The organism is Variovorax raffinosi (genome assembly GCF_051216615.1).
Classification (GTDB): Bacteria; Pseudomonadota; Gammaproteobacteria; order Burkholderiales; family Burkholderiaceae_C; genus Variovorax.
On the sequence record NZ_JBPJZR010000002.1, the window covers coordinates 756559 to 779732 of the forward strand.

The following is a 23174-nucleotide window of genomic DNA, read 5'->3' on the forward strand; positions in this document are numbered from 1 at the left end:
TCAGATCTCGATTTTTGAGCCCAGTTCAACCACCGCGTTGTTTGGCAACCCCAGGAACGCCGCCGCTCCGCTGGCGTTGTGGTGCATCTGCGCGAACAGCTTCTCGCGCCACGGCGCCATGCCGCTGCCGAGCGTCGGGATCACGACGTCGCGCGAGAGGAAGTAGCTGGTCGTCATCGGCTCGAGCTGGCAGCCGCGCATGCGCGCATGTTCAAGCGCACGCGGCAGGTCGATGTCGTTCTTGAAGCCGTAGTGCACCGTGATCTGCCAGCAGTGGTGGCCGAGCGCCTCGATCTCGATGCGCTTGTCCATCGGAATCCACGGTACCTCGTGGTTGCGCACGGTGACGAACATGTTCTGCTCGTGCAGCACCTTGTTGTGCTTCAGGTTGTGCAGCAGTGCATTGGGCACCGTGCCCGGCTCGGCTGTGAGAAACACGGCGGTGCCGTCGACGCGCGCCGGTGGGCTCACGAACACCGAGGCAAGAAAGGACTTCAGGTCGATCGCATCGGCGTGCTGCGCCTCTCCCATCAGGCGACGGCCTTCCTTCCAGGTGATCATCAGCGTGAACACGAAGCCGCCGATCATCAGCGGGAACCAGCCGCCCTCGAACAGCTTGAGCAGGTTCGACGCGAAGAACAGGAAGTCGACCACGAAGAAGACGGCGGTCGATGCGATGCACAGCGCCAGCGGCAGCTTCCACGCGTAGCGGATCACGAAGAAGGTCAGGATCGTGGTGATCAGCATGTCGGTGGTCACCGCGATGCCGTAGGCCGCCGCCAGGCTGCTGGAGGTGCGGAACATCACGACCGCCAGCACGATGGCCACGAACAGGCCCCAGTTGACCAAGGGAATGTAGATCTGCCCCGCCGTGCGCACGCTGGTGTGCTCGATGTTCAGGCGCGGCAGGTAGCCCAGCTGGATGACCTGCCGCGTGACGCTGAACGCGCCGGTGATGAGCGCCTGCGACGCGATCACCGTGGACGCGGTGGCCAGCATCACCAGCGGTATGAGCGCCCACTCGGGCGCCATCATGAAGAAGGGGTTCTTCACGGCCTCGGGGTTCTCCAGCAGCAGCGCGCCCTGGCCGAGGTAGTTGAGCGTCAGCGCCGGCATGACGACCGAGAACCACGCGATGCGGATCGGTTGCTTGCCGAAGTGGCCCAGGTCGGCATACAGCGCCTCGGCCCCGGTCACGCACAGCACCATGGCGCCGAGCAGGATGAAGCTCGTCCCCGGGTTGCTCCAGATGAACCTCAGCGCATACCAGGGGTTCAGCGCCTTGATGATTTCAGGGTGGTGCAGGATCTGCCACACGCCCAGCACCGCGATGGCTGCGAACCACGCCAGCGTGATCGGCCCGAAGAATTTGCCGATGCCCGCGGTGCCGCGCTTTTGCACCGCGAACAGGCAGAACAGCACGACCAGGGTGATCGGGATCACGTAGTGCGTGAAGTGCGGCGACACCACCTCCAGGCCCTCGACCGCCGACAGCACCGAGATCGCCGGGGTGATGACCCCGTCGCCATAGAAGAGCGAGGTGCCGAAGATGCCGACCACCAGCAGCAGATGGCGCAGCCTGGGCTTGTCGGCCACGGCCCGCGAGGCCAGCGCGAGCATGGCGACCAGGCCGCCCTCGCCTTCGTTGTCGGCCCGCAGCACCAGCACCACGTACTTGATGGAGACGATGACGGTCAATGTCCAGAAGAACATCGACAGGATGCCGTAGACGTTTTCGACCGTGAACGGCACGTGACCGTGGCCGAACACTTCCTTGACGGCATACAGCACGCTGGTGCCGATGTCGCCATAGACAACGCCGATGGCGCCGACGATCAGGCCGGCTGAGATTGATTTGGGGGCTGACACGAAGTCGATGGAAAAGGGCTGGCTGCTTGATCGACGCGTCAGACACGCCGGGGACCTACGGCGGCGGACTGTCGCCCGCCACGCATCCCCTCCGCCCTTTTGTTTCCTTTGATGTGGGGCCGCTATTTTGCCGTTGCGCGCCGCCGCCGCAACCTGCCCCTTCAATCATTCGTAGATTTCGGCGTCCGGATCGGTTGCTTCCATCTCGTAGCTGGCCGCCACCATGGCCAGCCGGCCGACCACGCCATACATGTAGAAGCGGTTCGGCGCGCTGGCGCCGGGCTTGGCACCGGGCTGCGGCATGTGCGCGCTTTCGGAGAAAGCCAGCGGCACGAAGCTGGCGTCGGGCAGCTTGAGGTTTTCGTCGGCGGCGCGCTCGGCATGCACGCGGTAGAAGCCGCCGACCACGTAGCGGTCCATCATGTAGACGACCGGCTCGGCCACGCCGTTGTGCACGCGCTCGTTGGTGAGCACACCCTCCTGCACGATCAGCTCAGTGGGTTCGCGCAGGTCCCTGCCGGCGCCGGTCTTCGCGGCCGAAGACGTGCTGGTGCGCGACTTGCCGATCAGCGTCTCGACGTCCTTGGCATCGCGCACGGTGATCACGCCCGGGCTGCCGCTGCCGCTGTGACCGCCCTTGACGACCACGAAGGGCTTCTCGTTGATGCCGTATTCCTTGTACTTGCGGCGCACCTTGGTCAGCACCGCGTCGACATGGCTGGTGAGCACGTCGATGCCGCGGCCCTCGGCCACGTCGACGCCTTCGGCGCGCGCATAGATCGGGTTGATGAGCCAGGGGTCGATGCCCAGCAGCTTGCCGAAGCGCTTGGACAGCTCTTCGTAGCTGTGCAGGTGGTTGCTCTTGCGGCGCACTGACCAGCCGGCATGCAGCGGCGGCAGCAGGTACTGCTCGTGGAGATCCTCGAGGATGCCGGGCGTTCCTGCGGAAAGCTCGTTGTTCAGGAGAATCGTGCAGGGATCGAAGTTCTTCAGCCCCAGACGGCGCTTGCTGCGCACCACCGGCTCCAGCGTCACGGTGTCACCGTTGGGCAACTCGATCTTCTTGGGCGACTTGATCGCCGGATCGATCGAGCCAATGCGCACATTGAGCCCCGCCATGTGGAAGATGCGCACCAGTTGCGCGACGTTGGCGAGATAAAAGGTGTTCTTCGAGTGATTTTCCGGAATGACGAGCAGGTTGCGCGCCTCCGGACAGATCTTCTCGATGGCCGCCTGCGCGGCCTGCACCGCCAGCGGCAGCATCTCCTTGGTGAGGTTGTTCCAGCCGCCCGGAAACAGGTTGGTGTCGACCGGCGCCAGCTTGAAGCCCGCATTGCGGATGTCCACGGCGCTGTAGAACGGCGGCGTGTGCTCCATCCATTCGAGCCGGAACCAGCGCTCGATGGCCGGCATCGAGTCGAGCACCCGCTGCTCCAGTTCGTTGATCGGGCCGGTCAGGGCAGTGACGAGATGCGGAACCATGCGGCGGCCTTCTTGGATTTGTACTTAGAGGTGGAGCGGAATTGTAGGATTTGGGGGTGGCCGCCCCAATGACAAGACCGAGGGGGCGCGCATCAGGTCCGCACTTCGCCTTGACCGAGCACCACGTACTTCAGCGACGTCAGCCCTTCGATGCCGACCGGGCCGCGCGCGTGGAACTTGTCGGTGCTGATGCCGATTTCAGCACCCAGCCCGAACTCGAAGCCATCGGCGAAGCGTGTGCTCGCATTGACCATGACGCTGGCCGAATCGACCTCGCGCAGGAAGCGCTGTGCATGCACATGGTCGCGCGTGACGATGGCGTCGGTGTGGTGGCTCGAATAGCGGTTGATGTGCGCAATGGCTTCATCGACCCCGGCCACGACCTTGATGCTGATCACCGCCGCGAGATATTCCTCGGACCAGTCGGACTCGAGCGCATCGACCACCCGGGCCTTCGGATCGAGCGCACCGTCGGCGCGCAGGATGGCGGCGGCCGCCGGGTCGCAGCGCATTTCCACGCCCTTGGCCGCGAAGATGGCGGCGATCTCGGGCAGGAAGTCTTCCGCCACCGTGGCCGACACCAACAGGCCTTCGGCCGCGTTGCAGGGGCTGTACTTCTGGGTCTTGGCGTTGTCGACGATGCGCAGCGCCATGTCGAACTCGGCCGTGTCGTCCACGTAGACGTGGCAGTTGCCATCAAGATGCTTGATGACCGGCACCTTGGCGTCGCGGCTGATGCGCTCGATCAGGCCCTTGCCGCCGCGCGGAATGATCACGTCGACGAACTCGGGCATGGCGATGAGCTGGCCCACGGCCTCGCGGTCGGTGGTCTGCACCAGTTGCACCGCCTCGATCGGCAGGCCGGCTTCGGCCAGGGCCTCGGACACCAGCAGCGCCAGCGCCTTGTTCGACTCGATGGCTTCCGAGCCGCCGCGCAGGATGGCCGCGTTGCCGCTCTTGATCGCGAGGCTCGCAGCCTCGATGGTCACGTTGGGGCGGCTCTCGTAGATCATGCCGAAGACGCCGATCGGCACGCGCATCTGCCCCACGCGGATGCCGCTGGGCTGCTGCTTCATGCCGATGATCTCGCCGATCACGTCGGCCATGCCGGCAAGCTGCTCGCAACCGAGGGCAACGGTCTCGATGACCTTGGGCGTGAGCTTGAGCCGGTCGACCATCGGTGCCGAGAGGCCGGCGGCGGTGGCGCGCTCCAGGTCTTTCTGATTGGCGACGGACAGCACCGGGCCGGCGTCGCGCAGGCGCCGGGCCAGCGCCTTCAATGCTATGTTTTTGGTAGCTGCATCCGCACGGGCCATGAGGAAAGCAGCGGCTTTGGCTTGCAAACCCAGGGTTTGCATGTGCTCGCTGACGTTAAACGCGTTCATGCCGGCATTTTCCCACGCCGACCCGTGGCCCGGCTGACAGAGGCTTTTTGGCGCCTCCAGCCACCAGGATCAGGCGCGGCGCGCGCCGGCCGGTGCGCTGCTGCAGGCGCGGCACAGCATCAGCGCCAGCCGCTGCAACGCCTGCCAACCGCTGGCGGGCCAGTCAGGCTGCTTCAATCCCTTGCAGATGCCGTCCACCAGGTGCGCGGCGCGCAGCAATCGGGTGAGCATGCGGTCGTCCAGGCGGGGCAGCACGCGCTCGAAGGCGCGCTCGCGCGGGCCCCAGATGCGGTTTTCGCGCAGTGCCATCGGCAGCGGACGGCCGGAAGCCATGGCGTCTTTCACACGCTTCAAGGCGCGGATGTCTTCGGCAATCGTGTAGTGCACCAGCACTTCGGCCTCGCCCTCGGCCTGCAGGCCGTCGAGCATGCGCGCCACGCGCTGCGGGTTGCCGGCGAGCACGGCTTCGGAGAGCTTGAAGACGTCATAGCGCGCCACGTTGTTGACCGCGCCTTCGACCTGCTCCCAGCTCAGTTCGCCGGCCGGATGCAGCAGCGCGAGTTTCTGGATTTCCTGGTGCGCCGCCAGCAGGTTGCCTTCGACGCGGTCGGCAAAAAACTGCAGCGTGCGCTGGCCTTCGTCGCCGGGCATCACGCGCTGGCCCTGCAAGCCGAGGCGCTGCGCGATCCATTGCGGCAGCGCCGCGCGCTCGATCGGGTCGACCTGGATGCTCACGCCGTTGTTCTCGAGCGCCGAGAACCAGGCACCAGTGCGGGTGGCCTTGTCCAGGCGCGGCAGCATCACCAGCGTGAGCGTGCTGTCGTTACCGGGCGCGCCTTCGGCCAGTTGCTGCAGCGCGGTGCTGCCGTCCTTGCCGGGCTTGCCCGAGGGAATGCGGATCTCGACGATCTGCTTGTCGGCGAACAGCGAGAGCGAGCCGCCGGCCGCGAGCACCGCGCTCCAGTCGAAATGCGCGCCGGCCACGGTGTACGAGCTGCGCTCGGTGTAGCCCTGCGTGCGCGCGGCGGCGCGAATGGCATCGGCCGCTTCCTGCGCGAGCAGGGGCTCGTCGCCGTGGATCGTGTAGAGCGGCTTCAGGCCCTTCTGCAGGTGGGCACCGAGTTGGGCACTGGCAAGTTGCATGGAATCGCGAAGGCCGTGGCCTAGAGTTCTTTCACGGCCGCCAGGCGGCGCATCACCTGCTGGGCGATGTCGGCCTGCATGTCGCGGAACAGCAGGTCGGCTTCGCCTTCCTTGGCCAGCGCATTGGTTTCGTTGTAGCTCAGGTCGCGCGTCTGCGAGACCTCGGAGGCTGCAAGCAGGTCCTTGCCGCCCGGCGTGTGCAGCCGGAAGCGAACGCGCAGGCGCAGTTGCAGCTCGCGCAACTGTCCCTGCGAATTGGTCGAGATGATCAGGCGGTCGCGGTCTTCACCGAGGATCTCAAGCACCGCATCGGCCGTCTTGGCTTCCTCGGGCGTCACCAGCGTCACGGTGCCCGTGGCCCGGAACTCGCGCCGAAGCTGGTTGATCATGGCCGTGTTGCCCGTCAACGACAGCGTCTTGAACGCGAAGACCGGCGCCTTGCGCAGCTCGAAGCCGCAGCCGGCCAGGCCCAGGGAGGCACCCGCTACCGTGAGGCCGAGGAGAAAGCCGCGGCGCGGCAGCGAGACATTGCGTGTGTTCATGCTTGAGTCGTTCAAAGGACCACGTTGACCAGACGGCCGGGAACCACGATCACGCGCTTGGGCGGCGCGCCTTCGGCGAAATTGACGAAGTCGTCGCAGGCGAGCGCCAGCTTCTCGATCTCGTCCTTGGAGGCGCCGGCGGGCACCAGCAGCTTGCCGCGCAGCTTGCCGTTGACCTGCAGCATCAACTCGATCTCGTCCTGCTGGAGCGCACCGACGTCGACCGTCGGCCAGGGTGCATCGAGCAGGCCGCCGAAGGTCTTGTCGTAGCCGAGTTCGTTCCACAGCTGCTGGGCGATGTGCGGCGTCGCCGGGTACAGGCAGCGCAGCAGGATGCCGAAGCCTTCGCGCAGCGCGGCCGCGTCGCCAGCGCTGCCGTCGGGCTTGAAGCCTTCGAGCGCGTTGAGCAGCTTCATCGCGCCCGACACCACCGTGTTGTATTGCATGCGCTGGTAGTCGTAGTCGACCTGGCGCAGCACCGTGTGCACCTCGCGGCGCAGCGCCTGGGCGGGCTTGCCGAAGGTCTGGCCGCCGGCCGCCACGGGCTGCACGTCCGCCTGCGCCGCGCCGAAATTCCACACCCGGCGCAGGAAGCGGTAGCTGCCCTCGACGGCCGCGTCGTTCCACTCGAGCGTGGCTTCGGGCGGCGCGGTGAACATGGTGTACAGGCGCGCGGTGTCGGCGCCGTACTTCTCGATCAGGTCTTGCGGGTCGACGCCGTTTCGTTCCGTCTTGCCCATCTTGCCAACGCCGCCGTATTCCAGCTTCGTGCCGTCGGCCAAGGTACCGCCAGTGATGCGGCCCTGTGCATCAACCACCGGCGTTACTTCCAACGGTGGAAAGAAGTTCTTGCCGCCCTTTTCGCCCCGGTTGTAGAAGATGTGGTTGAGCACCATGCCCTGCGTCAGCAGCTTGCTGAAGGGCTCGTCGGCCTTCACGAGGCCCAGGTCGCGCATCACCTTGGTCCAGAAGCGCGCGTACAGCAGATGCAGGATGGCGTGCTCGATGCCGCCGATGTACTGGTCCATCGGCATCCAGTAGTCGGCGCCGCCGGCCACCATGGCTTCGTCGTTCTTCGGGTCGCAGTAGCGCATGAAGTACCACGACGAATCCACGAAGGTGTCCATGGTGTCGGTCTCGCGCCGCGCGGGCTTGCCGCAGACGGGGCAGACGACGCCGGCGTGGAAGCCTTCGTGCTTGTGCAGCGGATTGCCCGAGCCATCGGGCACGCAGTCGGTGGGCAGCACCACCGGCAGGTCTTTCTCGGGCACCGGCACCGCGCCGTGTTCATCGCAATGGATGATCGGGATCGGCGTGCCCCAGTAGCGCTGGCGGCTCACGCCCCAGTCGCGCAGGCGCCAGGTGGTCTGCAGCTCGCCCAGGCCCTTCTGGCCCAGCGCATGCGCCACGGCGGCCACGGCCTCCTTGTAGGTCATGCCGCTGAAGTTGTCGGAGTTGATGGTCACGCCGCGCTGCTTGTCGCCGTACCAGTCCTGCCACTTGTGATAGTCGAAGTGCGGCTCGTCGTCGACCAGCACGACCTGGATGATCTCGATGCCGTACTTGTTGGCGAAGGCGAAGTCGCGCTCGTCGTGCGCGGGCACGCCCATCACGGCGCCGTCGCCGTAGCCGATCAGCACGTAGTTGCCGACCCACACCGGCACCTGTTCCTCGGTGATCGGGTGCGTCACGGTCAGGCCGGTGGGCACGCCCTTCTTCTCTTGCGTGGCGAGTTCGGCTTCGGTGGTGCCGCCGTTCTTGCACTCCTCGATGAAGGCCGCGACCTTCGGGTCGCGCGTGGCGGCATGCGCGGCCAGCGGATGCTCGGGGGCCACGGCGCAGAAGGTCACGCCCATGATGGTGTCGGCACGCGTGGTGAACACGTACATGCGGCCGTCCTGGATCGGCTTGCCGTTCGCATCCTTGATGTCATGCGTGAAGGCGAAGCGCAGGCCTTCGCTCTTGCCGATCCAGTTTTCCTGCATCAGCTTCACGCGCTCGGGCCAGCCCGGCAGCTTGTGCTGCGTGTGCTCGAGCAGTTCTTCGGCGTAGTCGCTGATCTTCAGGTAGTAGCCCGGGATCTCGCGGCGCTCGACCGTGGCACCGGTGCGCCAGCCCTTGCCGTCGATCACCTGCTCGTTGGCCAGCACGGTCTGGTCGACCGGGTCCCAGTTCACGACCTGGGTCTTGCGGTAGGCAATGCCCTTTTCGAGCATCTTCAGGAACAGCCACTGGTTCCACTTGTAGTAGCTCGGATCGCAGGTGGCAATCTCGCGGCTCCAGTCGATGGCCAGGCCCATGGCCTGGAGCTGGCCCTTCATGTAGGCGATGTTCTCGTAGGTCCACTTGGCGGGAGGAACGCCGTTCTTGAGCGCCGCGTTCTCGGCCGGCAGGCCGAAGGCGTCCCAGCCCATGGGCATCAGCACGTTGTAGCCGCTCATGCGCAGGTAGCGCGTGAGCATGTCGTTGATCGTGTAGTTGCGCACATGGCCCATGTGCAGCTTGCCGCTGGGGTACGGCAGCATCGAGCAGGCGTAGTACTTCTTGCGGCTCGCGTCTTCGGTGACGCGGTAGGCATCGGCGGCGCTCCATTGCGCCTGGGCAGCGGACTCGACGTCGCTGGGTTTGTAGCTGGGGTTCATGTCGGCTCGGCAAGGCCCGGCGCGGGGCGGCCGGGGAAGGCGGATTATCGCGCCCGGGCGAAGCCCCGGCCCGCCGACCCTAGACTCGGGGCACGTAACCTGCATGTTGCGCGGGTAACCGCTTGCCCTTGGGCAGGTTTTCGCACCGCCTGGAACGCCATGAAACTGCGCCTGAAACACCTCGCCCTGGGCCTTGCGGCCGCCGCCGGCCTCGCCGCCACGCCCCTGTGGGCCCAGCACAACGACAAGCCCCTGCGCATCGTCGTGCCCTTCGCCTCGGGCGGCGCGCAGGACGTGATCGCCCGTTACCTGGGCGCCAAGCTCACCGACAAGCTCGGTGCGCCCGTGATCATCGACAACAAGGCCGGCGCCGGCGGCATCGTGGCCGCCGACGCGGTGGCCAAGGCGACCGACGGGGCCACCGTGCTGCTGGCCACGGGCGGCGCCATCACCATCGCGCCCCATCTGCAGGCCAAGCTGCCCTACGACCCGGTGCACGACCTGGTGCCCGTGGCCCTGGTCGGCGACACGCCCATGACGGTGTCCGTGCGCACCGAAAGCCCCTACAAGACGCTGGCCGACGTGCTGCGCGACGCCAAGGCCAAGCCGGGTCAGGTGACCTACGCCTCGACCGGCAACGGCACCGTCTCGCACCTGACGGGCGCGCTGCTGGCCCAGGCGAGCGGCGTGAACCTGCTGCACGTGCCCTACCGCGGCGCCGCGCCGGCGCTGACCGACCTGCTCGGCGGACAGGTGGCGCTGATCGTCACCAGCGTGGCGTCGATCGAGCCGATGGTGGTCAGCGGCAAGGCGCGCGTGCTCGGCACCTTCTCCCGCGTGGCGCTGCCCAGCATGGGCACGGCCCCGACGGTCGGCGAAGCGACCGGCCTGCCGGGCATGGAAGTGCCGGTCTGGGTCGGTGTGATGGCGCCCGCGCGCATGCCGGCCGCGAGTGTCGAGAAGCTCTCGGCCGCGCTGGTCGAGGTGTGCAACCTGCCGGAAACGAAACAGCGCTTTGCGCAACTGGGCGCGGTCAATACCTGCGGCAATGCGGCAGCGCTGGGCAAGGTGATCACCGAGGACAGCCAGCGTTGGGCCAAGGTGATCAAGCAAGGCAGCATCAAAGTTGACTGAGACCACGAAGAAGATTCACCGGGTCGGCATCGCGGGCACCGGCGCCATCGCGCTGGCCAGTGCGGCCTGGCTGCGCCACGCGGGCCACGCCGTCACGCTCTGGTCGCCGGGCGGCCAGGGCGCCGAGGCCCTGCGCACGCAGGCACTGGAAGCCAACGGCGTCCAGCCCTGCAGCGTGACGGTCGAAGTGGCCGACGACCCGGCGCAGTTGTGCCGCGCGTCCGACGTGCTGCTGCTCGCCCTGCCCGTCAACGGCCACCGGCATGTGATGGATGCGCTGCTGCCCTTCATTCGCGACGGGCAGACGGTCATCGTCAGCTCGATGGCATCGCTTTCATCGCTCTATCTTTACGAAAGCGCCCGGCGCGCCGGCAAGCAACTGACCGTCGCCAGCTTCGGCACGACCGTGCTGACCGCGCGCCGCGCATCCGGCACGCAGGTCAAGGTCATGACGCGGCGCAAGGCCGTGGGGGTGTCAGCCCTTCCGGGCGCGCACGTTGCGCAGGCCGTTGAGCTGTGCACCGAGCTGTTCGGCGACGGCTTCTTCGCGCAGGACAGCGCGCTCGCCAGCGCCCTGGCCAACGTCAACCCGCAATCGCACGGCCCGCTCGCGGTCTTCAACTGGACGCGCATCGAGCGTGCCGAAAACTGGCCGCAGTACCACTGCATGACGCCGGGCGTGTCCCGTGCGATCGAGGCGCTGGACCAGGAACGGCGCGCCGTCGCCCGGGCCTTCGGCATCGAGGTCGGCCCCATCGAGGAACACTTCGCGCGCTCCTTCGGCACCGCATCCGCGCGGCTCGAAGACATCGCGGCCGAGCTGCATGCCAAGCGCGGCGGCCCGCCCGGACCCGTCGACACCGACACCCGCTACGTGACGGAGGACATGCCTTACGGCCTCGTGTTCATCGAGGCGCTGGGCGCCATCGCCGGCGTGTCGACGCCCGCCACGCGCACCATCGTTGACGCCGCCTCGCTGGTCAACGGCATCGACTTCCGGCGCGAGAACGACCTGCTGGCCCCGCTGGGCCTGGCGAACGAAACCGTCGCCGGGCTGCTCGGTCGGCTGTAGCTACGGCGCGGCGTCCGCCGGGAAGACCGGCTCGCCGAGGTTGAGCATCAGCCGGTTGGCCCAGGCGAACAGCGCCACCGAATGGATCAGGTCGAGAATTTCCAGCTCGCTCAGCCCGACCTCCTTCAATTCGCGGATGTCTTCGGCCGACACCTGGTCCGGCTCAGCCCCCAGCTTGACCGAGAACGCGACGATGGCCTTCTCGCGCGGCGAGGTGCCGGCGGACGTCGGCTCCTCGAACACCTGGGAAATCACGTCGTTGCGCTTGGCCAGTTGCTCGAAGCGCTGCGCATGCACCGAGGCGCAATACACGCAGCCGTTGACGCGCGATTCCACCGTCGCGCCCAGCTCGCGCTCCGCGCGCGGCATGCCGCCCGGCGCGAACATGATCGCGTTGAAGGCAATCGAGCGCTGCAGCAAGATTTCGGGCTGGTGCGCAAGCACCAGGAAGTACGGCGAGGTGCGCGCCTGCGGGCTCATCTCGTCCAGCGCCGCCAACTGGGCCGGCGTGGCGGTGTCGACGTTCACCGTGGCCAGCCACGGCTTCCATGTCAGCACCTCGTTGGTGAAGCCCTTGATGCGGATCGGGAGCGTCATGCTGGCACCTCCACCGCTGCCAGCGCCTGCAGGCCCGCGGCGACGCGGATCTGGTACGACAGGAACGCGATGAGCTGGCTCAGCGCCACGATGGCAGGCGTCGACAGGCCGCCGTCGGCGAGCGACTGGACCGCCGCCCTGTCTCCTTCGATGGGGCGTTCGATCAGCTTGCCGGTGAAGGCCAGCACCGCGCCAAGGCGTGCATCCGCCACCGGCTTGCCGCTTTCGACGGCGGCAATCACGGCGCCGTCCGCGCCCTCTGCCACGAGCCGTTCGCGGTAGTGCGCGGCCAGGTTGCCGGCCTTCGACACGCGGCAGGCGTGCAACGCGACCAGCAGGCGCTCGGCGACCGACAGGCCTTCGACCGTCGAAGCGAACATCGCGTCATAGCTGCCCTGCGTTGCGGCGACGACCTTGTCGCGCTGCCGGCGCAGCGCCCAGGTGGATTGCGCCGGCGTCAGCGGCACGGCGGCGTCGATCACGTCGACGGCGAGAGATGAATCGGTGGTGTTTGTCATGAAGTTCAGTTTCGTTCGGACGGCGGCAGCGCGGGCAACCATTCGTCGCCGAACAGTTCCGGCTCGCTGTAGGCCTCGAGATTGGCGAAGTGGTGGTCGAAGTCTTCGCGGTAGAACAGGCTGGCGATGCCGCTTGCGAGCCGCTTGGCGCCTTCGCTGATCGCGGGAATGTCGCCCGATACCGTGCCGTGCGACAGCGCCGCCGGATAGCAGAAGCAATGGATGCGGCCCAGCCCCGGGCACGCGCCCGCAACGCGCTGCTGGAATTCGAAGACCGGCCCGAGGTCGGGCGAGTCGGCCAGCTCCTGGTCTTCGTCGCCGGGGGCGGGCACGAAGCGGTCTTTCCAGGTCCGAACGTGGGAGGCGATGCCGTCGAACTCGGGGCGATGGGCCCAATCGACCTTGAAGCCGGTCGAGACGATCAGGAAGTCGAACACGAAGTCGCCCTTGGGCGTCGACACGCGCATGGCCTCGCCTTCGGGCGCGATCGAAAGGATCGGGCAGCCGAAGTTGAAGAAGGCGTTCGGATGCCCCGACACCCGCAGCGTGCTGCCGTGCGGTGGCGGCACGTTCGCCACGTTGATGTAGTGGCGGATGCGCCACTTCAGTTCATCGGGCAGGTCGTAGTGCCCCTGCGTGAGCCCCGGCACGCCGGCGCCCTTGCCCTTGTTGACGCGCGGCAGGTCGGGCCGGCGGATCAGCAGCTCGACGCTGTGCGCGCCGGCTTCCAGTGCGGTGCCCGCGCTGTCCATGGCCGAGGAGCCCGCGCCGACCACGCCCACGCGCAGGCCGCGCAGCTGGCCGTAGTCCATCTCGTCGGAGGAATGCGCCCACTTCGAGCGCGGCAGGGCATTCACGAAAGCGGGGATGGCCGGGCCGCCGAGACCGTCGCGGCCAGTGGCAAGCACGACACGGCGCGCGAGAACGCTGCGCGAGCCTTCCGGCGTGCGCAGGTCGAGGCGAACGGCCGTCGCATCTGGCAGCGGATGAATACCGGTGACGGTGGTGTCGTTGCGCACGTCCACGCCCATCACGCGGCGATACCAGACCAGGTAGTCCATCCACTGCAGGCGCGGGATCTTGTCCATGGCCGTCCAGGCTTCGAGGCCGAACTGGGCCTCGAACCAGGCGCGGAAGGTCAGCGCCGGCAGGCCCAGCGCCGGGCCGGTCAGCTCCTTGGGCGAGCGCAACGTCTCCATGCGCGCCGTGGTCGCCCACGGCCCTTCGTTGCCGGCGGGCGAACGGTCGAACACCACGGCACGGATGCCCTGCTGCGCCAGCGCGACCGAAGCAGCCAGCCCGGCCTGCCCGCCACCGATGACGACCACGTCCAGCACCGCCTCGCCAGCGATCTGCCGCGCGGGCATCCATTGGCGGCCGGGAAAGCCGAGGTATTCGAGGTCCTGGGCGAGCCGCGCTTCGAGCACGGCGAGGGAAGAAGCGGAATCTGATGTCATTTTGAAAAGCGGAAACGGCGCCCAGTGTAGAAAGCTTCGCGGGTCGTCAGGCCGCGTGTGCGCCTGCAAGGGCGTACCACTGGCCCGAATCTCGCATGCCACAATGAATTCCGACCACAGGGGTAGGCATGAGCATGAGCAGCAGCAACAGCGAATGGTGGCGTGGCGCGGTGATCTACCAGATCTATCCGCGCAGCTTCATGGACAGCAACGGCGACGGCATCGGCGACCTGCCCGGCATCACCGCCCGGCTCGACCATGTGGCCAGCCTCGGGGTCGATGCGATCTGGGTTTCGCCCTTCTTCCGCTCGCCCATGAAGGACTTCGGCTACGACGTGGCCGACTACCGCGCGGTCGACCCGATGTTCGGCACGCTGGCCGACTTCGACGCGATGCTGGCGCGCATGCATGCGCTGGGGCTGAAGCTCATCATCGACCAGGTGCTGTCGCACACCTCCGACCAGCACGCGTGGTTCGTCGAAAGCCGCGCGAGCCGCGACAACCCCAAGGCCGACTGGTACGTGTGGGCCGACCCCAAGCCGGACGGCACGCCGCCCAGCAACTGGCTGTCGGTGTTCGGCGGCTCGGCCTGGCAATGGGATTCGCGCCGGCGGCAGTACTACCTGCACAGTTTTCTCACCGAGCAGCCCGATCTCAACTTCCACTGCCCCGCCGTGCAGGACGCGCTGCTGGGCGAAGTGCGCTTCTGGTGCGAGCGCGGCGTGGACGGCTTTCGCTTCGACGCCTGCAACCACCAGTTCCACGACGCACTGCTGCGCGACAACCCGTCGGCCTCGGTCGAATCGCAGGGCGAGGTCAGCACGGTGCGCGTCGACAACCCGTATGCGATGCAGCAGCACCTGCATGACAAGAGCCAGCCCGAGAACCTGCTGTTTCTCGAACGCCTGCGCCAGTTGCTCGACGGGTTCGGTGCGGTGGCGCTGGGCGAGGTCGGCGACGAGAACGCGCCGCCCGTCATGGCGCAGTACACGGCGCGCGGCAAGCGCCTGCATCTGGCCTACAGCTTCAGCCTGCTGACGGCCGATCACAGCGCCAAGCACATTCGCCATCAGGTCGAGGCGCTCGACCATGCCCTGAAGGCCACCGACGGCTGGGGTTGCTGGGCGGTGTCGAACCACGACGTGCCGCGCGTCGCCACGCGATGGAGCGACGGCGAGCCGGCCGATACGCGGCGCGACCGTCTCTGGCTCGCGCTGCTGCTCACGCTGCGCGGCAGCGCCAGCATCTACCAGGGCGAAGAGCTGGGCCTGCCCGAAGCCGAGGTGCCGTTCGAGCTGCTGCAAGACCCCTATGGCCGCGCCTTCTGGCCCGAGTTCAAGGGCCGCGACGGTTGCCGCACGCCGATGCCCTGGACAACGGATGCGCCCAGCGGCGGCTTCACCACCGGCACGCCGTGGCTGCCGGTGTTCGGCCCGCACCTGCCGCTGGCGGTCGAGCGACAGGCCGGCGATGCCGCTTCGATGCTGGCCTTCAGCCAGGCGCTGCTGCACTGGCGCCGCACGCAGCCGCTGCTGCGCACGGGCGGCATCGTTTTCTTCGACGCGCCCGAGCCGCTGCTGTGGTTCGAGCGGCGCGACGGCGCCCGGTTGCTGCAGGCGATCTTCAACCTGGGGAGCGAGCCGGTGACGATGCCCCTGCCCGATGGGCTGGTGCCGCTCGCCGGCCAACCGCTCGCATCAACCACCACAGTGCAGGCGGAAAGCGAAAGGCGCATGCTGGTGCTGGCGCCGTATGGCGTCTTTCTCGGTGAACCTGCCGGCGAAGGACAAGTCTGATCACCATGCCCCAGAAGCTTCTGCTGCCCGAATCCGAAGTCCGCGCGCTGATGCGCGCCGAGCATGGCGATCCCTTCGCCGTGCTGGGCCCCCACGAGACGCGCGAAGGCCTGGTGGTGCGCGCCCTGATGCCCGGCGCGCAGAGCGTGGCGGTGATGCATTCGCGCACCGGCTGGCCGCTGGCGATGCTCACGCGGCTGGAAGACTCCGACGTGTTCAGCGCGCTGGTGCCGGCGGCGGAGGCCCGGCTGGGCTATTCGTTCCAGGTCGACTGGGGCACGCACAGCTCGCGGCTGCAGGACCCGTACCGTTTTCCGTTCGTGCTCGGCGACACCGACGTGTGGCTGCTGGCCGAGGGCACGCACCTGCGACCCTGGGAAAGGCTGGGTGCGCACCTGCGCGAGATCGACGGCGTCAAGGGCGTGGCCTTCGCGGTCTGGGCGCCGAATGCGCGGCGGGTGTCGGTGGTCGGCGACTTCAACAACTGGGACGGCCGGCGCCACATGATGCGGCTGCGCCGCGAGTGCGGCGTGTGGGAAATCTTCGCGCCGCACGTGGCCACGGGCGACGCCTACGAGTTCGAGATTCTTTCGGCGCAGGGCGAGGTGCTGCGCAAGGCCGACCCCTTTGCCTTCTCGTCGCGAATGCGGCCGGATACCGCTTGCGTCGTGGCACCGCTGCCCGCACCGGTGGCCATGACCGAGGCCCGCGCGCAGGCCAATGAGCGCCATGCGCCGATCAGCATCTATGAAGTGCACCTGGGTTCGTGGCGCCGCAAGAACGGCCACGAGTGGCTGGACTACCGCGAGCTGGCCGACACGCTGGTGCCGTATGCGCGCGACATGGGTTTCACGCACATCGAGCTGCTACCGGTCAGCGAGCATCCCTTCGACGGGTCGTGGGGCTACCAGCCGATCGGGCTGTATGCGCCGACCTCGCGCTTCGGCACGCCGGGTGACTTTCGCCATTTCGTCGAAGCCGCGCATGCGGCGGGGCTGGGCGTGATCCTCGACTGGGTGCCCGCGCACTTTCCGACGGACGCGCACGGCCTGGGCCGCTTCGACGGCACGGCGCTGTATGAGTACGCCGATCCGCGCGAGGGCTTTCACAACGACTGGCAGACGCTGATCTTCAACTACGCGCGCACGGAAGTGCGCAACTACCTGGTCGGCAATGCGCTGTACTGGCTGGAGCGCTATGGCGTGGACGGGCTGCGGGTGGATGCGGTGGCGTCGATGCTGTATCGCGACTACAGCCGCAAGGCGGGCGAGTGGATACCGAATTCGATCGGCGGGCGCGAGAACCTGGAAGCGATCGAATTCCTGCGCCGCATGAACCGCGTGGTGGGCGTGGAGCGGCCGGGCGCGGTGACGCTGGCGGAAGAGTCGACGAGTTTCCCGGGTGTGACGCGGCCGCCGGAAGACGGCGGGCTGGGCTTTCACTACAAGTGGAACATGGGCTGGATGAACGACACGCTGGCGTATGCGGGCACGGACCCGGTGTATCGCAAGCACCATCACCAGCAGATCACGTTCGGGCTGATGTATGCGCACACCGAAAACTTCGTGCTGCCGCTGTCGCACGACGAGGTGGTGCACGGCAAGGGCTCGATGATCGGGCGCATGCCGGGTGACGAGTGGCAGAAGTTCGCGGGGCTGCGCAATCTGTATGGCTATCTCTGGGCGTATCCGGGGAAGAAGCTGTTGTTCATGGGCGGCGAGTTCGCGCAGTTTTCCGAGTGGGATGCGGACCGGGGGCTCGACTGGCATCTGCTGGAGCATGCGCCGCACCAAGGGGTTCGGCGGCTGGTGCGCGACCTGAACAACGTGTACCGGCACTTTCCCGCGCTGCACGAGCTGGACAACGAAGCCGCGGGGTTCGAGTGGATCGTGCATGACGATTCGGACCAGTCGGTGTTTGCCTTTGTACGGCGGGCGCGCGATGGGTCGTTCGTGATCGCGGTGTGCAACTTCACGCCTTTGCCTCGGCATTCGTATCGGCTGGGGGTTCCTGTGGCGGGGGGCTATCGCGAGATCATCAATACGGATGGTGCTGTGTATGGCGGGAGCGGTGTGGGCAACGGGATTGTTGAAAGCTCTGCCGTGCCTTGGCATGGGAAGGCGGATTCGGTTTCCGTGAGCGTGCCGCCGTTGGGGACTGTGATGTGGGTGCTGGTTTGATGTCTCGCGTTTGTTCCGAACGTTCGAGGGGGGCGCGGCGACGGGCGCTGCATGCCCGGACGGCCGACGTCACCGGCCCTTCGGGCTGCCCTGCGCTGCTCACGACAGGCGGGGTCTCGCCCAAACTCGCTTCGCTCAAACAAGGGCGAGCCCTGATCCGCCTGTCGCTGCGCTGCTCGGCGGTGCCTCAACGGCCGACCGGACATGCAGCACCCGCCGCCGTGGGCACGCTGGTTTCTTGTTCCTCCGCGTTCTGGTCATGCTGAGCATTGGGACGCCCTTTCCTCTGGGGGCATCGCTGTCCTCGGGCGGCGTCAACTTTGCGCTGGTTGCGCCTGGTGCGGAGGCTGTCGAACTCTGCCTCTTCGATGGGACGGGGGCGCACGAACAACAACGCCTGCGGCTGCCTGCGTGCACCGATGGGGTCTGGCATGGGCTGCTGCCAAGCGGGCGTGCAGGGTTGGTCTACGGGTATCGCGTGCATGGTCCGTGGGCGCCGCATGGCGGACAGCGCTTCAATCCTGCGAAGCTGCTGCTCGATCCGTATGCGCGGGAGATCGTGGGGCGCTACGACGGGAGCGCGCTGTTTCTGGGGCATGACTCCGCTCAACCGGATCAGCAGGATTTGCGGGACAACGGGGCTGTTGCGCTCAAAGGGCGTGTGGTGGCGGCGGGCACGACTGCGACACCACCGGGACATGCGCGCATCGCTGCCGGCGAGCGCGTGCTTTACGAGCTGCACGTTCGCGGCCAGACGCGGTTGCATCCAGGCGTGCCGGCCGCACTGCGCGGCACCTATGCCGGTCTGGCGGAGCCAGCGGTGCTCGATCACCTGCAACGCCTTGGCGTCACCACGTTGAGCCTCATGCCCGTGCAGCACCGCGCCGACGAGCAGCGGCTGCTGGCCATGGGCCTGAGCAACTACTGGGGCTACAACACCATCGGTTGGTTCGCGCCGGAAGCGCGCTACTGGAGCGGCCGGCCCGGCACCACGCCGGCGAGCGAGTTCCGCGCGATGGCCGATGCGGTGCACGCGCGCGGCATGGAACTGGTGATCGACGTGGTCTACAACCACAGCGCCGAGAGCGACGAGGTCGGCCCCACGCTGTCGATGCGCGGCATCGACAACGCCTTGTACTACCACCTGCGCGAAGACGACCGCGCGCTTTATGAGAACTGGGCCGGCACCGGCAACTGCCTGAACCTCGGCGAGCCCCGCGTGCTGCAGCTCGTGATGGACAGCCTGCGTTTCTGGGCCTGCGAGATGGGCGTCGATGGCTTTCGCTTCGACCTTGCGCCGGTGCTGGGGCGCAACGCGGCGACGGGCTTCGATCCGCGTGCGCCGTTCTTCGCGGCGATTGCGCAAGACCCTGTGCTGTCGCGCACGCTGCTGATCGCGGAGCCTTGGGACATCGGCCCCGGTGGCTATCGCCTCGGTGAATTTCCGCCGGGCTGGCTCGAATGGAACGACCGCTACCGCGACGCGCAGCGCGGCTTCTGGCTGCGGCAGGCGCACGGCGACGCGGTGGGCCTTGGCGACTTCGCGCACCGCTTCACGGCTTCGAGCGCGCAGTTCGCGCACCACGGCCGCGCGCCGACCGCCAGCGTCAACTTCATCACCGCGCACGACGGCTTCACCTTGCGGGATCTCGTGAGTTTTGAAGAGCGCCACAACCTCGCCAACGGCGAGAACAACCGCGACGGGCATGCCCACAACCTGAGCAACAACTGCGGCGTCGAGGGCGCGAGCGACGATCCTGCGGTACTGGCTTTGCGCCTTCGCTTGCGGCGCGCGCTGCTCGCGACGCTGATGCTCTCGCAGGGCACGCCGATGCTGCTGGCCGGCGACGAGCTGGGTCACAGCCAGCAGGGCAACAACAACGCCTATTGCCAGGACAACGAGACCACCTGGCTGGCATGGGTCGGCGCGTCCGACCCGGCCGGTGACGCGGCGCAGATGAGCGCTTTCGTGGCCCGGCTCGCGGCCCTGCGCCGTGAAGCGCCCGCCTTGCGCAGCACGCATTGGTGGCCTGCCGAGCCACTGCCGGGAACATCGCCCGGCATCCGCTGGCTTCGCCCCGATGGCGAGCCGATGACGCCGGACGACTGGCACCTGGGCACGGCCCTTGCAATCCTGTTCGCAGATGCTGCAACGAACGAGGACAACAACAACGGCAATCAGGGCGCATGGCTGGTGATGCTGAATGCGGGCGCGGAAACCGTGTCCTTCAACCTGCCGGCGGGTGCGTGGCATGGCTGCCTTGCCACCGACCCCGGGCTCGATGCGGGTGGCGCGCCACAGGCGCTCGACGGCACGGCACAAGTCCCCTTTTCGAGCCTCTTGATTGCAAGAACGTAGGAGCCAGCCGCACGGCGCGGTGCTAGTCTCGATGCAGAAACTCTGACGACGGATTCCAACGAACGAACGAACGGAGACACAGGATGGACAAGCAGATCACCACGCAGGAACCCCTGCAGGCTCATCAACTGGTCCGACGCACCATCGCCCTGGTGCTGGCCGGTGGCAGGGGCTCCCGCCTCAAGCAGCTGACCGACCGGCGCGCCAAGCCGGCCGTGTACTTCGGTGGCAAGTTCCGCATCATCGATTTCGCGCTGTCGAACTGCCTGAACTCCGGCATCCGGCGCATGGCGGTGGTCACGCAGTACAAGTCGCATTCGCTCATGCGCCACCTGCAGCGCGGCTGGAGCTTCCTGCGGGCCGAGCTGAACGAAATGGTCGACGTGCTGCCCGCGCAGCAGCGCGTGGGCGACGAGCACTGGTACCGCGGCACGGCCGACGCGGTGTTCCAGAACCTGGACATCATCCAGACCCGCTCCACCAAGCACGACTACGTGGTGGTGCTGGCCGGCGACCACATCTACAAGATGGACTACTCGATCATGGTGAAGGACCATGCCGAGCGCGGCCTGGGCTGCACGGTCGGCTGCATCGAGGTGCCGCGCATGGAAGCCACGGCCTTCGGCGTGATGGCGGTGGACGATGGCCGGCAGATCACGGCCTTCCTCGAAAAGCCGGCCGACCCACCCGCCATGCCCGGCCACCCCGACCTGGCGCTGGCGAGCATGGGCATCTACGTGTTCGACTCCGAATACCTCTACCAGCTGCTGGAGGAAGACAGCGTCAACCCCGATTCGAGCCACGACTTCGGCAAGGACATCATTCCGCGCGCCGTGGCGCAGGGGCGCGCGCTGGCCCATCCCTTCACCATGTCGTGCGTCACGCGGGCCTCTCGCGGGCCGGGCGCGAAGGCCTACTGGCGGGACGTGGGCACGATTGATGCATTCTGGGCAGCCAACCTCGACCTGGCCTCGATCACCCCGGAGCTCGACATCTATGACACCGACTGGCCCATCTGGACCTACCAGCGGCAACTGCCACCGGCCAAGTTCGTGCTCGACCGCGAGGGCAAGCACGGCATGACGGTCAACACCATCGTCTCGGGCGGCTGCATCGTCTCGGGCTCGAAGGTCAGCAGCTCGGTGCTGTTCTCGGGCGTGCGCATCCATTCCTTCTGCGAGATCAACGAGGCCGTGCTGCTGCCCGACGTGGAAGTCGGCCGTGGCGCCCGGCTCAACCGCGTGGTGATCGACCGCGCCTGTGTCATACCGGATGAGATGGTGATCGGCGAAGATGCCGAGGCCGATGCCGCGCGCTTCGAGCGCACCGAGAACGGCGTGGTGCTGGTCACGCGCGAAATGTTGAAACGATTGGCCGCCTGAGGCCGCGACGATCCACGAACGATGCGAATCCTCCAGGTCAGCGCCGAAATCTTTCCCCTGCTCAAGACCGGCGGCCTGGCGGACATCGCCGGCGCCCTGCCCATCGCGCTCATGGCGCAAGGGCAGGACGCACGGGTGCTGCTGCCGGGCTTTCCCGCCATCGTGGCCGGCGTGCGCGATCTGGTCCCGCTGGCCGAATTCACGGCGCCGTGGGGCGAACGCTTCGGACTGCGTGCGGGGCACATCGCGATCGACGGCGCGCCGCCGATCCCGGCCTATGTGATCGACGCGCCGGCGCTCTACGACCGGCCCGGCAACCCCTACGAGGACACGGCGCGCCAGCCCTACAACGACAACCACCGTCGTTTCGCTTTGCTCGGCTGGGCGGCGGCACAGCTCGCGCAGGGCCTCGACCCCGACTGGCAGCCCGAGGTGGTGCACGCCCACGATTGGCACGCCGCACTGGCCCCCGCGTACCTTGCCTTCGCACGGCAGTCGGGCGGGCCGCGCGTGGGCAGTGTTTTCACCGTGCACAACCTGGCCTACCAGGGCGTGTTCGCGCCCTGGCACTTTGCCGAGCTGGGCCTGCCCGCCTCCGCCTTCCACATGAACGGGCTCGAATACCACGGGCAGGTGTCGTTCATGAAGGGCGGGCTCTACTTCGCCGACCGGCTGACCACGGTGAGCCCGACCTACGCGCTGGAGATCCAGACGCCCGAGCAGGGCTTCGGGCTCGACGGCCTGCTGCGCCAGCGCAGCGGCGTGCTCAGCGGCATCCTCAACGCGGTCGACGACCAGGTCTGGAACCCGTCCACCGACGCTGCGCTGGTGCAGGGCTATCACACGCCCGAGGGGCGCCACATGGCGGGCAAGGCGCGTTGCAAGTCAGTGCTGCAGCATCAGCTCGGTCTGGCCGAGCGGCCGGATGCGCCGCTGTTCATCGTCGTGAGCCGGCTCACCGAGCAGAAGGGTTTGCATCTGGTGCTTGGCGGCATCGATGCGCTGTTGTCGCAAGGTGGCCAGTTGGCGCTGCTGGGCAGCGGTGAAGCGTGGCTGGAGGAAGCATTCCGTCAGCGTGCGGCGGCTGCGCCGCAATCGGTCAGCGTCACCATCGGCTACAACGAGGCGCTGGCGCATCAGCTCTTCGGCGCCGGCGACGTGACGCTGGTGCCGTCGCTCTTCGAGCCCTGCGGCCTCACGCAGATGTACGGCCTGAAGTACGGCAGCCTGCCGCTGGTGCGCCGCGTCGGTGGGCTGGCGGACACGGTGGTCGACAGCACGCTGGAAGACATGGCCAGTGGCGAGGCCACCGGCTTCGTGTTCGACCATTTCGACGATGCGGACTACGCACGCGCCTTGCGCCGCGCCTTCGCGCTCTACGACCGCGCACCTGACTGGCGCCGTGTGCGGGGCAATGCCATGCGACGGCCGGCCGACTGGGGTACTGCGGCGGCGCAGTACATCGATGTTTATCAGCAGGCGCTGGGATGACTGTTTGCTCTTCTGTTCGTCGCGTTGTGTGGTTTGGGTGCTGCGGCTGTTCAGGGCGACGCCCACGCCGACACGGTGCTCTTTTTCGCGAATGTCCCCCGCTTCGCTCCTCCTTTATTTCGCGA

Annotated in this window: 16 protein-coding genes; 7 read left to right on the top strand and 9 right to left on the bottom strand. The window is 67.3% G+C overall.

Translation table 11 applies throughout. From position 1 onward, the window contains the following. The 6 genes from ACSFB7_RS09515 to leuS all read right to left on the bottom strand — a co-directional run bounded on the left by ACSFB7_RS09515 (nucleotide 1) and on the right by leuS (nucleotide 9063). A complete protein-coding gene (locus ACSFB7_RS09515) occupies nucleotides 1-1869 on the bottom strand; it encodes a potassium transporter Kup (protein ID WP_435469333.1) in 1869 nt (622 codons plus the stop codon). Between the two features lie 165 nt (nucleotides 1870-2034). After that, complete coding sequence (gshA, locus tag ACSFB7_RS09520; RefSeq protein ID WP_435469335.1) at nucleotides 2035-3351, bottom strand: glutamate--cysteine ligase; 1317 nt, start codon at nucleotides 3349-3351, stop codon at nucleotides 2035-2037. Nucleotides 3352-3443: 92 nt separating this feature from the next. Next, nucleotides 3444-4736 (bottom strand): glutamate-5-semialdehyde dehydrogenase, encoded by a 1293-nt coding sequence (locus ACSFB7_RS09525; protein ID WP_435469337.1) that lies wholly within the window; start codon nucleotides 4734-4736, stop codon nucleotides 3444-3446. 69 nt (nucleotides 4737-4805) lie between these two features. After that, nucleotides 4806-5879, bottom strand: coding sequence for a DNA polymerase III subunit delta (gene holA / locus ACSFB7_RS09530; RefSeq protein WP_435469338.1), 1074 nt, complete (start codon nucleotides 5877-5879; stop codon nucleotides 4806-4808). 20 nt (nucleotides 5880-5899) lie between these two features. Further along, nucleotides 5900-6421: an LPS-assembly lipoprotein LptE gene (locus tag ACSFB7_RS09535; protein WP_435469339.1), complete on the bottom strand. Its 522-nt coding sequence runs from the start codon at nucleotides 6419-6421 to the stop codon at nucleotides 5900-5902. A gap of 11 nt (nucleotides 6422-6432) precedes the next feature. Continuing rightward, nucleotides 6433-9063, bottom strand: coding sequence for a leucine--tRNA ligase (gene leuS / locus ACSFB7_RS09540; RefSeq protein ID WP_435469340.1), 2631 nt, complete (start codon nucleotides 9061-9063; stop codon nucleotides 6433-6435). 159 nt (nucleotides 9064-9222) lie between these two features. Here leuS and ACSFB7_RS09545 point away from each other — a divergent pair, with 159 nt between their 5' ends. Next, nucleotides 9223-10197 carry a Bug family tripartite tricarboxylate transporter substrate binding protein gene (locus ACSFB7_RS09545; protein ID WP_394484512.1) on the top strand — a complete coding sequence of 325 codons (975 nt, stop codon included), beginning with the start codon at nucleotides 9223-9225 and terminating at the stop codon, nucleotides 10195-10197. Then, on the top strand, nucleotides 10190-11269 hold the full coding sequence (locus ACSFB7_RS09550; protein WP_435469341.1) for an NAD/NADP octopine/nopaline dehydrogenase family protein: 1080 nt from the start codon (nucleotides 10190-10192) through the stop codon (nucleotides 11267-11269). Before ACSFB7_RS09545 ends, ACSFB7_RS09550 begins: the two co-directional genes overlap by 8 nt. On the opposite strand, the gene ACSFB7_RS09555 is transcribed toward ACSFB7_RS09550, so the two are convergent. From ACSFB7_RS09555 to ACSFB7_RS09565, 3 genes are read right to left on the bottom strand one after another with little or no spacing between them, the layout of a single operon-like run. Continuing rightward, nucleotides 11270-11866: a peroxidase-related enzyme gene (locus ACSFB7_RS09555; RefSeq protein ID WP_435469342.1), complete on the bottom strand. Its 597-nt coding sequence runs from the start codon at nucleotides 11864-11866 to the stop codon at nucleotides 11270-11272. After that, the gene (locus tag ACSFB7_RS09560) at nucleotides 11863-12384 is read right to left on the bottom strand and encodes a CMD domain-containing protein (protein ID WP_435469344.1); all 522 of its coding nucleotides are present in this window, start codon (nucleotides 12382-12384) and stop codon (nucleotides 11863-11865) included. The genes ACSFB7_RS09555 and ACSFB7_RS09560 overlap by 4 nt, the downstream gene beginning before the upstream one ends. Nucleotides 12385-12389: 5 nt before the next feature. Then, nucleotides 12390-13841 (bottom strand): SidA/IucD/PvdA family monooxygenase, encoded by a 1452-nt coding sequence (locus tag ACSFB7_RS09565; protein ID WP_435469346.1) that lies wholly within the window; start codon nucleotides 13839-13841, stop codon nucleotides 12390-12392. A 134-nt stretch (nucleotides 13842-13975) separates the two neighbouring features. On the opposite strand from ACSFB7_RS09565, the gene ACSFB7_RS09570 reads away from it, so the two are divergent. The 5 genes from ACSFB7_RS09570 to glgA all read left to right on the top strand — a co-directional run bounded on the left by ACSFB7_RS09570 (nucleotide 13976) and on the right by glgA (nucleotide 23049). Then, nucleotides 13976-15637: an alpha-amylase family glycosyl hydrolase gene (locus ACSFB7_RS09570; protein WP_435469347.1), complete on the top strand. Its 1662-nt coding sequence runs from the start codon at nucleotides 13976-13978 to the stop codon at nucleotides 15635-15637. Between the two features lie 5 nt (nucleotides 15638-15642). Continuing rightward, the gene (gene glgB, locus ACSFB7_RS09575) at nucleotides 15643-17817 is read left to right on the top strand and encodes a 1,4-alpha-glucan branching protein GlgB (RefSeq protein ID WP_435469349.1); all 2175 of its coding nucleotides are present in this window, start codon (nucleotides 15643-15645) and stop codon (nucleotides 17815-17817) included. Nucleotides 17818-18076: 259 nt separating this feature from the next. Continuing rightward, nucleotides 18077-20176, top strand: coding sequence for a glycogen debranching protein GlgX (gene glgX, locus ACSFB7_RS09580; RefSeq protein ID WP_435469351.1), 2100 nt, complete (start codon nucleotides 18077-18079; stop codon nucleotides 20174-20176). Nucleotides 20177-20259: 83 nt separating this feature from the next. Further along, nucleotides 20260-21558: a glucose-1-phosphate adenylyltransferase gene (glgC, locus tag ACSFB7_RS09585; RefSeq protein WP_435469353.1), complete on the top strand. Its 1299-nt coding sequence runs from the start codon at nucleotides 20260-20262 to the stop codon at nucleotides 21556-21558. Between the two features lie 21 nt (nucleotides 21559-21579). Beyond that, complete coding sequence (gene glgA / locus ACSFB7_RS09590) at nucleotides 21580-23049, top strand: glycogen synthase GlgA (protein ID WP_435469355.1); 1470 nt, start codon at nucleotides 21580-21582, stop codon at nucleotides 23047-23049. Nucleotides 23050-23174: the final 125 nt, after the last annotated feature.

Bases quoted from the DNA above. Each gene is read 5' to 3' on its own strand.
- ACSFB7_RS09535 (WP_435469339.1), bottom strand. From the start codon at position 6,421: ATGAACACACGCAATGTCTCGCTGCCGCGCCGCGGCTTTCTCCTCGGC.
- ACSFB7_RS09555 (WP_435469342.1), bottom strand. From the start codon at position 11,866: ATGACGCTCCCGATCCGCATCAAGGGCTTCACCAACGAGGTGCTGACA.
- glgX (WP_435469351.1), top strand. From the start codon at position 18,077: ATGCTGAGCATTGGGACGCCCTTTCCTCTGGGGGCATCGCTGTCCTCG.
- ACSFB7_RS09545 (WP_394484512.1), top strand. From the start codon at position 9,223: ATGAAACTGCGCCTGAAACACCTCGCCCTGGGCCTTGCGGCCGCCGCC.
- ACSFB7_RS09570 (WP_435469347.1), top strand. From the start codon at position 13,976: ATGAGCAGCAGCAACAGCGAATGGTGGCGTGGCGCGGTGATCTACCAG.
- leuS (WP_435469340.1), bottom strand. From the start codon at position 9,063: ATGAACCCCAGCTACAAACCCAGCGACGTCGAGTCCGCTGCCCAGGCG.
- glgA (WP_435469355.1), top strand. From the start codon at position 21,580: ATGCGAATCCTCCAGGTCAGCGCCGAAATCTTTCCCCTGCTCAAGACC.
- ACSFB7_RS09560 (WP_435469344.1), bottom strand. From the start codon at position 12,384: ATGACAAACACCACCGATTCATCTCTCGCCGTCGACGTGATCGACGCC.
- holA (WP_435469338.1), bottom strand. From the start codon at position 5,879: ATGCAACTTGCCAGTGCCCAACTCGGTGCCCACCTGCAGAAGGGCCTG.
- glgB (WP_435469349.1), top strand. From the start codon at position 15,643: ATGCCCCAGAAGCTTCTGCTGCCCGAATCCGAAGTCCGCGCGCTGATG.
- ACSFB7_RS09525 (WP_435469337.1), bottom strand. From the start codon at position 4,736: ATGAACGCGTTTAACGTCAGCGAGCACATGCAAACCCTGGGTTTGCAA.
- glgC (WP_435469353.1), top strand. From the start codon at position 20,260: ATGGACAAGCAGATCACCACGCAGGAACCCCTGCAGGCTCATCAACTG.
- gshA (WP_435469335.1), bottom strand. From the start codon at position 3,351: ATGGTTCCGCATCTCGTCACTGCCCTGACCGGCCCGATCAACGAACTG.
- ACSFB7_RS09565 (WP_435469346.1), bottom strand. From the start codon at position 13,841: ATGACATCAGATTCCGCTTCTTCCCTCGCCGTGCTCGAAGCGCGGCTC.